Source organism: Limnothrix sp. FACHB-881 (assembly GCF_014698135.1).
Taxonomy (GTDB): Bacteria; Cyanobacteriota; Cyanobacteriia; order CACIAM-69d; family CACIAM-69d; genus CACIAM-69d.
The window spans coordinates 52862-66026 of sequence record NZ_JACJSN010000015.1; the positions used below are offsets into that span (position 1 = coordinate 52862).

General features: G+C 50.4%; 14 protein-coding genes. 6 read left to right on the top strand and 8 right to left on the bottom strand.

Annotated features, from left to right (window positions below):
• Window positions 1-6: 6 nt before the first annotated feature.
• From H6G52_RS13695 to H6G52_RS13705, 3 genes are all read right to left on the bottom strand, one after another.
• A complete protein-coding gene (locus tag H6G52_RS13695) occupies window positions 7-1119 on the bottom strand; it encodes a polysaccharide deacetylase family protein (RefSeq protein WP_190529041.1) in 1113 nt (370 codons plus the stop codon).
• Between the two features lie 767 nt (window positions 1120-1886).
• A complete protein-coding gene (locus H6G52_RS13700; protein ID WP_242026385.1) occupies window positions 1887-3116 on the bottom strand; it encodes a cysteine desulfurase family protein in 1230 nt (409 codons plus the stop codon).
• Window positions 3109-3576 carry an MgtC/SapB family protein gene (locus tag H6G52_RS13705; RefSeq protein ID WP_099531692.1) on the bottom strand — a complete coding sequence of 156 codons (468 nt, stop codon included), beginning with the start codon at window positions 3574-3576 and terminating at the stop codon, window positions 3109-3111. Before H6G52_RS13705 ends, H6G52_RS13700 begins: the two co-directional genes overlap by 8 nt.
• A 340-nt stretch (window positions 3577-3916) precedes the next feature.
• Between H6G52_RS13705 and folK the strand changes: the two genes are divergently transcribed.
• The 3 genes from folK to H6G52_RS13720 all read left to right on the top strand — a co-directional run bounded on the left by folK (window position 3917) and on the right by H6G52_RS13720 (window position 6855).
• Entirely contained in the window at window positions 3917-4483 is a 567-nt protein-coding gene (folK, locus tag H6G52_RS13710) for a 2-amino-4-hydroxy-6-hydroxymethyldihydropteridine diphosphokinase (RefSeq protein WP_190529043.1), read from the top strand.
• Window positions 4484-4502: 19 nt separating this feature from the next.
• Window positions 4503-5060, top strand: a complete 558-nt coding sequence (locus H6G52_RS13715; RefSeq protein ID WP_190529044.1) for an NUDIX hydrolase — start codon at window positions 4503-4505, stop codon at window positions 5058-5060.
• A 376-nt stretch (window positions 5061-5436) separates the two neighbouring features.
• Window positions 5437-6855, top strand: coding sequence for an FAD-binding domain-containing protein (locus H6G52_RS13720; RefSeq protein ID WP_190529047.1), 1419 nt, complete (start codon window positions 5437-5439; stop codon window positions 6853-6855).
• A 49-nt stretch (window positions 6856-6904) separates the two neighbouring features.
• Here H6G52_RS13720 and H6G52_RS13725 read toward each other — a convergent pair whose 3' ends face one another.
• From H6G52_RS13725 to H6G52_RS13740, 4 genes are read right to left on the bottom strand one after another with little or no spacing between them, the layout of a single operon-like run.
• Entirely contained in the window at window positions 6905-7312 is a 408-nt protein-coding gene (locus tag H6G52_RS13725) for a type II toxin-antitoxin system VapC family toxin (protein ID WP_370567708.1), read from the bottom strand.
• Window positions 7312-7722 carry a hypothetical protein gene (locus tag H6G52_RS13730; RefSeq protein ID WP_190529049.1) on the bottom strand — a complete coding sequence of 137 codons (411 nt, stop codon included), beginning with the start codon at window positions 7720-7722 and terminating at the stop codon, window positions 7312-7314. The genes H6G52_RS13725 and H6G52_RS13730 overlap by 1 nt, the downstream gene beginning before the upstream one ends.
• A 27-nt stretch (window positions 7723-7749) precedes the next feature.
• The gene (locus tag H6G52_RS13735) at window positions 7750-8151 is read right to left on the bottom strand and encodes a type II toxin-antitoxin system VapC family toxin (protein WP_190529051.1); all 402 of its coding nucleotides are present in this window, start codon (window positions 8149-8151) and stop codon (window positions 7750-7752) included.
• A 5-nt stretch (window positions 8152-8156) separates the two neighbouring features.
• Window positions 8157-8567, bottom strand: coding sequence for a hypothetical protein (locus tag H6G52_RS13740; RefSeq protein WP_190529053.1), 411 nt, complete (start codon window positions 8565-8567; stop codon window positions 8157-8159).
• Between the two features lie 460 nt (window positions 8568-9027).
• On the opposite strand from H6G52_RS13740, the gene H6G52_RS13745 reads away from it, so the two are divergent.
• The gene (locus H6G52_RS13745) at window positions 9028-10122 is read left to right on the top strand and encodes a hypothetical protein (protein ID WP_190529055.1); all 1095 of its coding nucleotides are present in this window, start codon (window positions 9028-9030) and stop codon (window positions 10120-10122) included.
• Between the two features lie 98 nt (window positions 10123-10220).
• Here H6G52_RS13745 and H6G52_RS13750 read toward each other — a convergent pair whose 3' ends face one another.
• Window positions 10221-10595, bottom strand: a complete 375-nt coding sequence (locus H6G52_RS13750; RefSeq protein ID WP_190529057.1) for a hypothetical protein — start codon at window positions 10593-10595, stop codon at window positions 10221-10223.
• A gap of 212 nt (window positions 10596-10807) precedes the next feature.
• Between H6G52_RS13750 and H6G52_RS13755 the strand changes: the two genes are divergently transcribed.
• Both H6G52_RS13755 and H6G52_RS13760 read left to right on the top strand, forming a co-directional pair.
• Window positions 10808-12178 (top strand): AAA family ATPase, encoded by a 1371-nt coding sequence (locus H6G52_RS13755; RefSeq protein ID WP_190529059.1) that lies wholly within the window; start codon window positions 10808-10810, stop codon window positions 12176-12178.
• On the top strand, window positions 12139-13053 hold the full coding sequence (locus H6G52_RS13760) for a DUF4435 domain-containing protein (protein ID WP_242026386.1): 915 nt from the start codon (window positions 12139-12141) through the stop codon (window positions 13051-13053). The genes H6G52_RS13755 and H6G52_RS13760 overlap by 40 nt, the downstream gene beginning before the upstream one ends.
• Window positions 13054-13165 lie beyond the last annotated feature (112 nt).

The following is a 13165-nucleotide window of genomic DNA, read 5'->3' on the forward strand; positions in this document are numbered from 1 at the left end:
CGGTTCCTACAGCGGTAAATCCATGGTGGAATTGGGGGCATTCATGGGAGCGTTGACCGTTGGGTCGATCGCCCCGGGCCCAGGGCTAGCCGGTTGCGTTGCGGCCGCTGTTGGTTGGGGCTTGGCCGTGGCTCGGGTGTTGGCGGAGCGGCTGGCTTGGGCCCGCAGTTGCAAGAGTTCCGGCATGGTGACGAAGCGGTAACCCTGGGCTTTCAGTTGCCGAATGATGATGGGCAAGGCTGCCACCGTGTTGTGTCGATCGCCCCCGCCATCATGCATCAGCACAATATCGCCCGGGTGCATAGTCCGCATCACCCGATCGACAATGGTGGCCGCCGAAGGTCTGCGCCAATCGCCCGTATCCGTGCCCCACAGAATTGTGGCGTATCCACGACCTTGGGCGTAGGTATCCATCCCATTGTTCAAAACGCCACCCGGCGGCCGATAAAGGCGAGCCACCTGGCCGGTTTTGGCTTGGATGATGGCGGCGGTTTGGTCAATTTCACGGGCCGCCGCCGCCGGAGCATGGCGATGGTAACCATGGGACCAGGTGTGATTCGCGAGCACATGACCTTCCCGGGCCACGCGCTGCCCGATCGTCGGGAAGGCTTGGAACATGCGACCAATCACAAAGAACGTGGCCTTCACGTCTTCCTGTTTCAAAATGTCCAGCACCTGATCGGTGTAACGGGGGGCTGGCCCATCGTCAAAGGTCAACGCCACCACCTTCTCACCGCTGGCCAGGCGTTGATCCCGCACCAGTTTGCCCACAAAAGCTTGGGGCAAATTTCCCAGAGCCATCAAAATTTCCTGCTCTTGGCTGGTCACTTGCTGGCGAAAGTTACCAATGCTGCGATCGAGCGCTTCACCCAGGGAAAGGGGCGGAGCCGATTGAGAGGCCACGGCGGAATTGTCCAAGGCGGTTTTCAGCGAAGCATTGTTGGTCGTCCAGGCGTAGCTGCCTCCCAACACCGCCGCACAGGTCACCAACGCCAACAGCCACCATCGCCAAGAAAACCGCGATCGCTGATTGAAGTTTTGCCCCACCTTACTGGAACGATAGCCATGGGCGGCTTGGGATCGCGAAGAGCCAGATCGTTTAGAAAACAGCCGAGTCATAGGGGCAACAGGAAGAGCCGGAAGGGTAGGAATAGCGGTTGAGAAAACATCGCGGAGCAACGGAACTAACCGACAGACTCACGATGAACGAGGCAAGTTGAGGGTTGATGCGGTCAGGGGACGTGAGCAATAGGTATCGGTGGTTATCAGTTGCTAAAAATTAAGGGTTCTAAATCCATAGAATTGAATGATGAATAGAGCGAAATTCCGTTTAGTTCAAGAAAAGCTTTTGAAGGTGAAACTGCAATGGTGTGAAAAATGACATGAAGAACAGCAAAATTCAGACAAAATTAGAAATTTGACCAACTCCTAAGCATTTTGAATGGGTTATTTAGAGGCAAATATTTAGGGTGCATGGGAATGCTACTTCGCCTTTCAGCAAACTCCCCATCAGTTTTACCCGATCGCGCCGGTTATGCCACCTTGATTGCATAACCCGATCGCTCGGTGCTGAAAACCGGATTGTTCATGGAGATTTTGAACAACGGCTTTGAACAGCGGCTTTGAACAGCGGTTTGGAATAGCCGGGGGCGGGGTGAGCGATGATTGCGGCCTTGGCACGATACAGCGCAAGGTAGCAGAAATTTTGGAAATTGAGGGGGAAATTCTGTCCCTAGCGCAAAATACCGTGGCCGACCGTCATGGACTGGCTAGATTTTTGACTCAGCGCCTGGTTAATGCCTGGTCAAGGCCTGGTCAATGGTTAACGGGGGAGTTAAACGAAGGGTGGCCCATTTGGGATGCGGTTTGAGTCTGTGGAAGAGCCTTCACGCTAGGGTTCCAGCGTTGCGGCGAATCTGTTCGATCGCCCCAATTAACCGGGTCGCAACTCGATCGATCGTGGCGAAGTCATGGAAGCGACCCAACCCAAACCGCAGCGTTGTGGTGAGAGGGCCCGCCGACTGCCCGAGCGCCTTGAGCACATGGGATTGGCGGCCGGTTTCCGATTGGCAAGCGGAGCCAGAAGACACAGCGGCGATCGACTGAATGGCTTTCAAAACGGCTCCGTTGGGCAAGCCCTCGATCGTGACGTTCAAGTTACCCGGCAGGCGGAGGCTGGGGTGGCCGTTGAGTTCCAGGGCCAAACCCGGCGCGGTGGCAAAGTAGGTTTGCAATCGCTCCCAAAGCCGATCGCGCAGCATTTGCAGTTGTTCTGCTTCAGTGGCCAGGTGCTCCATCGCCAGCTCGATCGCCCGGCCAAACCCAACAATTTGCGACACGGGCAAAGTTCCCGCCCGCAGCCCCCGTTCCTGGCCGCCGCCGTGCAATTGGGGAGCCAAGGCCACGCGGGAGTTGCCCCGCCGTACGTACAGGGCCCCAATGCCCTTGGGCCCATAAACCTTGTGGGCCGTCAGGGACATGAGATCGATCGACTGGGTTTGTACATCAAGGGGCACTTTCCCGATCGCCTGGGCCGCATCCGTGTGAAACAGCACGCCCCGATCGCGACAGAGGGCCCCAATTTGCTCGATCGGCTGCAAAACACCAATCTCATTATTCGCCACCATCACCGACACCAGCACCGTTTCCGGCCGCATGGCTTGGGCCAGGGCCTCCAGATCCAACAAACCCAGGCGATCGACCGGCAAAACCGTCACCTCAAACCCCAGGGACTGTAAATAGCGACAGGGATCCAGCACCGCCGAATGCTCTGTGGCCACCGTAATCAAGTGCCGCCCTTTGTTGAGATAGGCCTCGGCCACGCCCTTGATGGCCAGATTGTTGGCTTCCGTTGCACCGCTGGTGAACAAAATCTCCTCAGGGCTGGCGTTGATCGCCGCCGCCAAAGTAGCCCGGGATCGATCGACCGCGGCCGCCGCGGCCCAACCGTAGGCATGGTTGCTGCCTGCGTTGCCAAAATAGTCCGTTAAAAAAGGCCACATGGCCTCCGCCACTCGGGGATCGATCGGGGTCGTGGCATGACAATCTAAATAAACCAAATTCGCCATCTTGGGCCAGGCGGCTTTGGCAAGTGGGAGCTGCTGTAGTTTAGTCATCGTCCATAATTGCGTTCATATCAAAATTGCGAGTTAAACGCCGCTCCACCCCATTCAAGCGCAAGACTAGGAAAGCCATCAGGGCCCCCAGGGTGGCCACTCCTAACAAGCCGCAGCCCGCCGCGAACCCCAATCCGGCTGAGACCCAAATGGCTGCTGCTGAGGTCAATCCCTTCACCTTCTCTTCGCTGCGTTTGGTGCGTAAAATTTCCCCCGCGCCCAAGAAACCCACCCCGGTGGCCACACCTTGGGCCGATCGGCTAATGGCATCAATATTCGCCCCCATTTCCGCCGGAATAATGGCAAACAGGGCAGCTCCCAAACTCACCAGCATATGAGTGCGCATTCCGGCGGGCTTGTGTCGCAACTGGCGATCGATCCCAATGGCTCCCCCCACAAACAGAGCCAGCCCTAAACGAATCAACAAATGGAACCAGGAGGGATCGGGGGGAAGATTCATCAGAAGTTGAGGAGAAGTTCAGAATCGGCGGTATTTTAAGGAGCGGTTTGGCGGTGACCGTTTGGTAACGGCCCGAGGCGGGGGCCATAGGGCCAATCAAGGGCGAATTAACAGGCAGCGAATGACGGAAACGATGGCGCAATTCACGGGCGATCGGGCAGCGGACGATGGGACAACGCCGACGGCAGCACCGACGGCAGCACCAAGAGCAATACCCACAACAGTACCCACGACAACACCACTAACAGCGCCAGTCACGGCAAAAATAACGCCGCAGATGGAACCTTTGCCTTGCCCCCAGGACAGCGATTCGACTTCGGGGCAGAATTTGGCAGACTCCATGAATTTGGCACAGAGGGAGCCAACGCATTCAATACCCACGTATTCAACACCCAAGTATTCAATACCCAAGCATTCAGTATCCTGTGCGATCCCCTGTGCGATCGCCCTGGGGGGCAACTTGGGCGACGTGGCCGCCACCTTTGAGCGGGCCTTGGCGGCTTTGGATGCCACACCGGGAATTCAAGTCACGGGTCGATCTCGCTGGTATCGCAACCCGCCGATGGGCCCGCCCCAGCCGGACTTTCTGAATGGTTGTGCCCTGTTGAAGGTCGCCCTCAGCCCAGAGGCCTTGCTCGATCGGCTACAAGCTCTGGAAAACGAGGCAGGGCGAGTGCGGACAGTGCATTGGGGGCCGCGCACCTTGGACTTGGATCTGTTGCTTTATGGCGATCGGGTGATGCAAACGCCTCGGCTACAAGTGCCCCATCCGGGATTGGGCGATCGAGCATTTTTTGCGGTTCCCCTGGCGGAAATTGCCCCCGACTGGGTGGAACCGCTCACGGGCCGGGCGATCGCGCAAATCGTCCAAACGCTAGACTGTTCAGCAGTCATTCCCCTAGCCTAACTCACGATTCATCCGTCCTATGCCCCTTGGAACCGAACTCGCCCACAAACTCCGCGATCGCCTCACCTATCGTGGTCGTAAGTTTGCCTTTGAGGTTGCCCAATTGCGGTTACCCAACGGCGCAGAGGGGGAATGGGAATGTATTCGCCATCCCGGCGGGGCCTTGGCCGTGCCGGTCACGAACGATGGGCAACTGGTGTTGGTGCGGCAATATCGCTTCGCCATGCAAGGGCGCTTGTTAGAGTTTCCGGCTGGAACCGTGGAATTGGGTGAAGATCCGGCGGAAACCATTCGGCGGGAAATTGAAGAAGAAACGGGCTATGCGGCCGCCACTTGGCATTGTTTGGGAGATTTCCCGATCGCCCCGGGCTATTCCGATGAGCTAATTTATGCCTTCTTGGCCACAGATTTGACCAAGCTAGAAAAACCACCGCTACAGGATGACGATGAAGATATTGAAGTGGTGTTGATGACTCCTGAAGTGTTTGAAGAAACGGTGCGATCGGGGGTGATGGTCGATGCCAAAACCGTCACCAGCTATTTTCTAGCCAAGCCATTTCTAGCGGGATCAAACTAAGCCAATTGCCTCAGAAGTTTCGTGATTCCGTACAGATCAGCGGCTGAGTCTTGCAATCCGCAATGTGCGATCCGCAATGCGCGATCTAAACCACAGGCAAAACGAAATCCATGGCATAGACAAAGGGCTTAGGGCGTGTCGTTAAATCACCTGAAACCTTGATTCTGCCGTTGGTAGATCGTGGGGAACAAGGGGCTTAAGCCCCTTGTTACAACGCCTGGGACATGGAAAATTAATTGTCTCCGCCCGATCCTAGGAAATGACGACAGGCCCTAAGCTCCTTCTTGGCAGGCTTATTTAGTGTCTGATTCAGGGACTAGAGCAAACTCTGAAACCATATTCCTTAATTCGTTACTCTGAATCATTGGCAGAAATCATGACTGACTTAATTCTGTTTTGGCATCGAAAAGACCTGCGAATTTCCGATAATTTAGGTCTGGCCCAAGCCGTTGCTCGATCGCCCAAAGTTGTCGGTATTTTCTGTCTTGATCCTGGAATTCTTGATCGGGATGATGTGGCTCCCGCACGGGTGGCTTATCTGATCGGTTGCTTGGCAGAATTGCAGCAAACCTATCAAGAACGGGGCGGAGATTTCCTGATCCTCAAAGGGGATCCCACGGTGGAAATTCCCAACTTAGCCGATCGCCTCGGAGCTGTGGCCGTGGCCTGGAATTGGGATGTGGAACCCTACGCCTTGCAGCGAGATCGGGCCCTGTTGGCTGCCCTGAAGGAGCGGGGCGTTGCTGCTCAAACCCAGTGGGATCAACTGCTCCATGCGCCGGACGAAATTCGCACCGGCTCCGGCACGCCCTACACGGTCTATGGGCCCTTTTGGAAAAATTGGCAGTCCCGATCGAAAGCGGCCCCCGCTCCCACGCCCGATCGCCTCTTGCCCCTCACCGAAGCTGAACGGGCCAAAACCCAGGCGATCCTGCTGCCCACCGCTCGCCAATTGGGGTATCCCTGGGATGGGCCTTGGATTTTGGAACCAGGAACCGCCGCCGCCCGATCGCGCTTGGAAACCTTCTGCCAACGCGCCATTGAAGCCTACGATCCCGATCGCAACTTCCCCGCCTTAGAGGGCACATCGGGCCTGAGCGCCGCTTTGAAATTTGGGGCGATCGGGATTCGGGAAATTTGGCAGGCCAGCGCCAGCGCCCTCGACCATGCCCGCAGCGAAGAAGCCATCAACAGCATTCGCACCTGGCAACAGGAATTAGCCTGGCGCGAGTTTTATCAACATGTGATGTATCACTTTCCCGAACTTGCGGAAGGAGCCTATCGTGCGCCCCTCAAAACTTTTCCTTGGGAGAACAATGAAGCTCTCTTTGAAGCTTGGTGCAATGGCCAAACGGGTTATCCGATCGTTGATGCGGCAATGCGTCAACTGAATGAAACCGGCTGGATGCACAACCGTTGTCGCATGATTGTGGCCAGTTTCCTAACCAAAGATTTGATCATTGATTGGCGTTGGGGCGAAAAATACTTTATGCAAAATCTGGTCGATGGCGATCTTTCGGCTAACAATGGCGGTTGGCAGTGGAGCGCTTCCAGTGGCATGGATCCGAAGCCATTACGCATTTTTAATCCCGCTAGCCAAGCCCAAAAATTTGATGCGGAGGGTGACTATATTCGCCAGTGGGTTCCTGAGTTGCGCCGGTTGGATACGGGATCATTACTCACTGGAAAAATCACCCCGATCGAGCGTCGATCATTGGGTTATCCCGCCCCGATCGTTGATCACAAAATTCAGCAGGAACGCTTTAAGCAACTCTACAAAGCCCAAAAAGCCTAATCATCCAAATGAAAGGCTGAAAAGTCGATTGTGGGCAAGGGTTAGCAGTTTAGCGAATTAACCAATTCTCCAATTGCAATCCTTGCACGCGAGAGAGATCAGAATCGTTGGAAATCAAAATCCAATTGTGGGCGATCGCCGTTGCCGCAATCAAAATATCTGCATCTTGAATTAGGCAACCGCGCGATCGCAGATCTGCATAAATCTCGCTAGCAATGTCCACAATTTCTGGATGCGTCACTGGCAAGACATCGACCAATTGGCAAAAATCAGTAAAGGCTTGGATTTTCTTTTGCGACTTGTTCGCTAACAAACCACGCCGACATTCAAAGTAGGTAATAGCGCTAATAGCGATGGGCATCACCACAATTACCTCAAGAAACTTAGCTTTTACTGAGGTATTGCCCTGAATGATGGCACTCACAATATTCGTATCTAGCAGATAGCCAACCAACACTATTTCCCCTCAATGATGGCCACGAGTTCTGCTTTCTCTGTGTCGGATTCTTCGGCTGCAATCTGACTAAATGTTTCCATAACTAGCCACAAGCTCACACGCTTCAGAAGCGTTTCCTCTGGTGTGGCTAAGATGGCTCGCCAACGATCGGGCGATTGCGAAAGGGAAGATGCCACCCGATCGAGTACCGGCCGTTTCAAGCCAGGATCCCAGTCGGGATGTGCCGCCAAGGCCTGGTCAATTAGTTGTTCAATCCGGTCGATCGCCCGTTCTAGGCTAGGTTCTGCGGGCGCGGCCGGCTCGATCGCCCCATCCCAGCCCAGGAGCGATCGCACCAAGTCCCAAATCAGCCGCAACCGATCGCCCACTGATAATCGCAGCGCTGCCGATCGCAAGTCTCCTGGATTCATTGCTTGATCCTCCATTGTTTTTTAGATTCAACGAATCAGCCAATTTTCCAATCGTAATCCTTGCACGCGAGAGAGATCAGAATCATTGGAAATCAAAATCCAATTTTGGGCGATCGCTGTTGCCGCAATCAAAATATCTGCATCTTGAATCAAACAACCACGTGATCGCAGATTTGCATAAATCTCGCTGGCAATATTGACAATTTCGGGATGTGTGACCGGTACGATATTCACAAGCTGGCAGAATCGATCAAAGAGTTCTAATTGTTTGGGTGCGGCCTTCGCTAATAGACCCCGCCGAATTTCATAGTAAGTTATGGCGCTAATGGCTACGGACTCAGTTGCCAATAACAACCGAAGCTGGGACAGCAGTTGAGAATCCCGTTTTAAAAACTCACTGACAATATTGGTATCTAGTAAATAAACCATTCGGTTTATCGCCCTTCAATCAGTTGCTGCAATTCTGCCTGATCCGCTTCAGATTCGTCTTCACTGGCTGCAAGTAAGGCTTCAGTGGCTAACAGCAACGCTACTTTTTCTGATAACGCCGTCTCTGACATGGCTAATAGGGTTTGCCAATGGTTCGGGGATTGGGCAAATGTGTGGCGCAAGTTATCCAGCAAACGGGTCTTGAGTTGTGGTTGATAGTGCGGTTGGTGACTTGCCGCCTGGTCAATCAGCGGCTCAATTCGGGCGATCGCCTGTTCTAGGTTAGGTTCTGCGGGCACGGTCGGCTCGATCACCCCATCCCAGCCCAGGAGCGATCGCACCAAGTCCCAAATCAGCCGCAATCGATCGCCCACTGATAATCGCAGCGCGGCTGATCGCAAGTCCCCTGAATTCATCGCTTGATCCTCCACTCGATCGTCTGCTGTGATCTTGGCACAAGCGCTTCTGCAACGGGCGATCGCCAATCGTAAGCGCCTTCCAGACAAAGCAATCTCCCTAGCGTGTCAGGCAGCCTGCTTCCCGACCGTCCCAGTTCAAAGCATTTTCCCGCCTGCAAACGGCATCACGAAGCGCCTAATCGGCATTCCCACACACCGTCTACCATGCAGAGCAGAAATCAACTAATAATCCAGTTTATAAAGTACCTTTTGTGATCCATTTATTTCGGTATCAGTGATCAGAATCACAAAAAAGCCGTGATTAATTAAAAATTAGGGAAACATTGTTGTAATTTCATTGGAGAATGAGCATGGCGATTAAAAATAAAGCAGTTCAGCCATGAAACTGTGAAGCTCCTCAAGTCGCTTATGTTTGCCATGGACAGTTCTGATTCCTAGTTTCCCCCTCAGAATTCTCATGTCTGAATCCACATCCGAATCAGCATTCGATTTGCAGCGCAGTATTGAGGGCCTCCTAGATAGCATTTCCAGCGTTGATTTTTCTACCGTGCGGGAAGCCGTCCATAAAGCACGCATCGATAATCCCGCCGCATCACCCAAAGAGATTGCAAAAATCATCATCGGGCAGCAAGCCTTGTGGAGTGGTTTGATGGGAGCGGGAACAGGCTTATTAGGCCTGCCTTTGCTAGTGGCTACCTTGCCGGTTGCTTTAGTCAAGACACTACAATTACAAGCCTTTACTATTCAAGGTGTGGCCTATGCCTATGGCTACTCTGCTGAAACAACAGATTTCAAGACTGATGCTTCGCTGATCCTGTCTAATAAGTCCTTCGATGATATTTCTCGATCACTCCAGAAAATGCTGGCGGCTCAGATAGAACAAGCATTCACAGATCTTGAATCAGAATTGGAACGTGAAGAGCAAAATCATCAATCTAGCCACAACCTGAAAGCTACAGTTGCACAAGCAGCGACAAAGATTGCTACGGCGACCGCTGTGAAATCAACTATTTCACACAGCAGCAGGTATGTTGCCCAAGGAGCGGCTCACATGGGGAAAGATGCAATTCTGAATTTCAGCACTCAGTTATTGCCAAAGTTTGTGCAGAAAGCAGGTGCTTTTCCGCTAGTTAAAGATGCGCTTCTAAATATTAGTACTCAATCAATGCCAAGATTGTTGAAAACGGCAGTGACCTCTCCTCTAGGTAAGGATATTGTTTTGCAACATATGCCAAAGCTTGTGCAGAAAGTAGGCACTATGCATCCGTTGCGAGAAATGATTTGGAAGACATTTGGCAAGCAGATGGCTGAGAAAGGAATTAATAGAGGCTTGCGTCAGGCGCTTCCTGTAGTTGGTGCAGTGATTGGCTTTGGGTTTGATTACAAAGCAATTCAGAACGTAGGGAATGTGGCGATCGACTACTACGAAAACAATGGCCCTGAACACTTAAAAGCACTCATGGAAATCTTCGGGACAACACCTTCTGAGGATCTGGATGAGGATAATCCATTCTTGTCGAGCGATCTTGACGAACTCTTTGCAATCCCTTGATAGGGTGCATAGGAGTACGATCTCGGAGTCACGAAACAGTTAGCTTTTGTCCTACGCACCACCACCATGCATCATCGAAACCAACCAAATGGGTTTAATCAAGCTGGGTTGAGTGCTGGGGATTCGATCGCGGGTAAGGGTTCGATCGGGGCGGCGATCGGAACCCACTGACAAAAACAAACGGCGATCGCCTCAAACGCGCTGCCCATCTCCCGAGGTTCATAAACCTCAACCCGTGTTACTTGCCAATTGCTAAGGCGGCTGTGGGTGCTGGCGGCGGGAAATTGCGGATCGATTGCCGACTCAACCCGCACATAATCGCGCAATCGATAGCCCGGTTGAGGCAAGGGGCGCTGAGACGCATCGTAATACTCAGCCAAAATATCCGTCAGGCTACCGCTGGGCATCAGTTGCCGATCATCCCACCCTTCCGCGTCGGCCGTTTCCGTTTTGAAAATGATGTAGCGTCCCATGGTCTGCCTCAGTCTTCAGGGACGAGTCGGGCTAGTGACGACGAGGCTATATCGTCGGTTTCCCATCGCCCACCAAGTAACAGTGATGCTAACTTAGAGGTATCGCCTTTTTATTACACATCCGTCAATTATACTATTTGTGTGGCGGCTCAAATTTTGACCTGCACTTTGCCAAGACTACTAATAGCAAATTGTGTAAAACCAGAAAAAACATGAAAATTCAAAAAATCTCTGTTGATGGACTTTTTGGTGTTTTTAACCATGAAATATCGTTGAATTTAAGCGAAAAAATTACAATTATTCACGGGCCGAATGGGTTTGGAAAAACAGCTATCCTGAGAATGTTGAATGGATTTTTTAATGCTCAATATTCTATTTTCAAAAAAATTCCATTCAGGAACTTCCAGATTGAATTTGTTAATGGGGATAGTGTGGCAATTAAAGGGAATACAAAAGACAAGATGCAAAGCCATTTACAAGACATCGAATTTGTCTATCGTGAGCCAGGACAAGAAGACAAAGTTTTCTGTTTAAAAAGCAACCAAAGAATGACAAAGCGAAAAATGTCAAATTTTCGTTTTGATCCTGATGTATGGGAGGAAGTTATACCCGAAATTCGCCAAATCGGAAGCAAACTGTGGCGAGATTTGCGCACAGGTGAACCTCTTACGGCCCAAGAAGTGCTCGAAAAGTACGGTCATCTTCTGACTGATGAAGGAAATCCATACACAGAAGATGACTGGTTAATTAAGTTAAAAAGTGATGTTCATATTCGGTTAATCGAATCACAACGATTATTAAATTTTCTTCCGAGTCGTTCTTCTAGAAGCTACTCTGGTTCACCTTCAATGTCGCCCACAGTACTAGCCTATTCAGAAGAGATTGCTCAACTCATTAAATCGAAACTTGCAGAATATGGTGCAACTTCTCAGTCTCTCGATAGAACCTTTCCTGCAAGAGTGGTCAAGCAACCATTATCTCCTGAAGTTACAGATGAACAACTCCGCCAGCAATTAGATGAGCTAGAAGAAACTCGTTCTGGATTGATTGAAATTGGTCTATTAGATCAGGATGGGGATACAGAGTTACTAACTCAACTGCAATCAATTGATGAAAGTACTCGAAATGTTCTTTCGGTCTACATTGAAGATGTCGAGAAAAAACTTGACGTTTTCCGTGAAATCGCAAACAAAATTGACTTGCTTAAAAGGATCATTAATAAAAAATTCTCTTACTCCTATAAAGAGATCAGCTTTAGCAAAGACAAAGGATTTGTTTTTAATACACTATATCATCCTAATTCGCCAGATCATGGCACAGTTTCACCGACAGACTTATCATCTGGTGAACAACATGAACTAGTACTGCTGTACGAATTACTGTTCAAGGTTCAGCCAAATTCCTTAGTCTTAATTGATGAACCTGAACTTTCGCTTCACGTAGGCTGGCAGTCTCAGTTCTTAAAAGATTTGCAAGAGATTACAGAGCTTGCCGATCTTGATATTCTGATTGCCACCCACTCTCCTGATATTATTCAAGACCGTTGGGATTTGACTGTGGAGCTAAAAAGACCGCAGCAATGAGAGATCATATTTCTGTTAATCGCGAAGCGAATGCTATTCACATGAGGAGAAGCACATTTTCTGGTGCTTTTTTATTGATTGAAGGCAACTCAGATAGAACCTTCTATGAGCGCTTTATCGATGACAAAGAATGCCAAATAATAGTAACTTCAGGAAAGTCAAGAGCTATCAGTATTCTAGAGAGTCTGGAAGGTTTTAGTTTCCAAGGTGTGATTGCTATTGTTGATGCAGATTTTGATCGACTTGAAAATTTCGTCTCTACAAGCCCTAATTTGATTCAGACAGACACGCATGACTTAGAAACTATGCTTCTGATTTCACCTGCTCTTGAAAAGGTGATTCGCGAGTTTGGAATTCGGAGTGACGATGAAAGCTCTAGACAGAAAATGACTGATTTTAGTAATACAATCAGAACGAAACTTCTTGACTGTGGAATACCTATTGGATATTTGAGGTGGATTTCCTTGCAGGAGTCACTAGACTTAACTTTTGATGGGATTGAATTTGCCAAATTTATTGATGGAAAAACAATTCAAATTTGTCTAAAAAATTTCATAAAGGAGGTTAAAAATAAGTCGCAAGCTCATTTATTACAAACTGAAGATCTGCAAAAGAAAATAGAAAATCAAAGAAATAATAGTCATGATCCTTGGCAAGTTTGCTGTGGACATGACTTAGTTGAAATTCTATCTCTTGGATTGCGCCAACTTGCTTCCAAGAAGAATAAATCTGAAGTAAAACCAGATGATTTAGAACGAAGTTTGCGACTGGCTTACGAAGGAGTATTTTTCTACCAGACACATCTCTATACAAAAGTTCGCCTGTGGGAAAGCAACAATCCTACGTTTCGAGTCTTACATAATAGCAGTGCTTGAAATCTATAGGCTTCAAAATGTTGTGTTGCCACCACGGTCTTCTTGACTGTCGAGCCAATGCCAACATTCATTGCAAACAATAACCCCAGTCGATCGCCCTAAATAAGCAACC

Excerpts from the sequence above, each read along its gene's own strand:
- H6G52_RS13750 (WP_190529057.1), bottom strand. The coding sequence starts at position 10,595 with ATGGGACGCTACATCATTTTCAAAACGGAAACGGCCGACGCGGAAGGG.
- folK (WP_190529043.1), top strand. The coding sequence starts at position 3,917 with ATGAATTTGGCACAGAGGGAGCCAACGCATTCAATACCCACGTATTCA.
- H6G52_RS13700 (WP_242026385.1), bottom strand. The coding sequence starts at position 3,116 with ATGACTAAACTACAGCAGCTCCCACTTGCCAAAGCCGCCTGGCCCAAG.
- H6G52_RS13695 (WP_190529041.1), bottom strand. The coding sequence starts at position 1,119 with ATGACTCGGCTGTTTTCTAAACGATCTGGCTCTTCGCGATCCCAAGCC.
- H6G52_RS13740 (WP_190529053.1), bottom strand. The coding sequence starts at position 8,567 with ATGAATTCAGGGGACTTGCGATCAGCCGCGCTGCGATTATCAGTGGGC.
- H6G52_RS13745 (WP_190529055.1), top strand. The coding sequence starts at position 9,028 with ATGTCTGAATCCACATCCGAATCAGCATTCGATTTGCAGCGCAGTATT.
- H6G52_RS13720 (WP_190529047.1), top strand. The coding sequence starts at position 5,437 with ATGACTGACTTAATTCTGTTTTGGCATCGAAAAGACCTGCGAATTTCC.
- H6G52_RS13735 (WP_190529051.1), bottom strand. The coding sequence starts at position 8,151 with ATGGTTTATTTACTAGATACCAATATTGTCAGTGAGTTTTTAAAACGG.
- H6G52_RS13730 (WP_190529049.1), bottom strand. The coding sequence starts at position 7,722 with ATGAATCCAGGAGACTTGCGATCGGCAGCGCTGCGATTATCAGTGGGC.
- H6G52_RS13715 (WP_190529044.1), top strand. The coding sequence starts at position 4,503 with ATGCCCCTTGGAACCGAACTCGCCCACAAACTCCGCGATCGCCTCACC.
- H6G52_RS13705 (WP_099531692.1), bottom strand. The coding sequence starts at position 3,576 with ATGAATCTTCCCCCCGATCCCTCCTGGTTCCATTTGTTGATTCGTTTA.
- H6G52_RS13755 (WP_190529059.1), top strand. The coding sequence starts at position 10,808 with ATGAAAATTCAAAAAATCTCTGTTGATGGACTTTTTGGTGTTTTTAAC.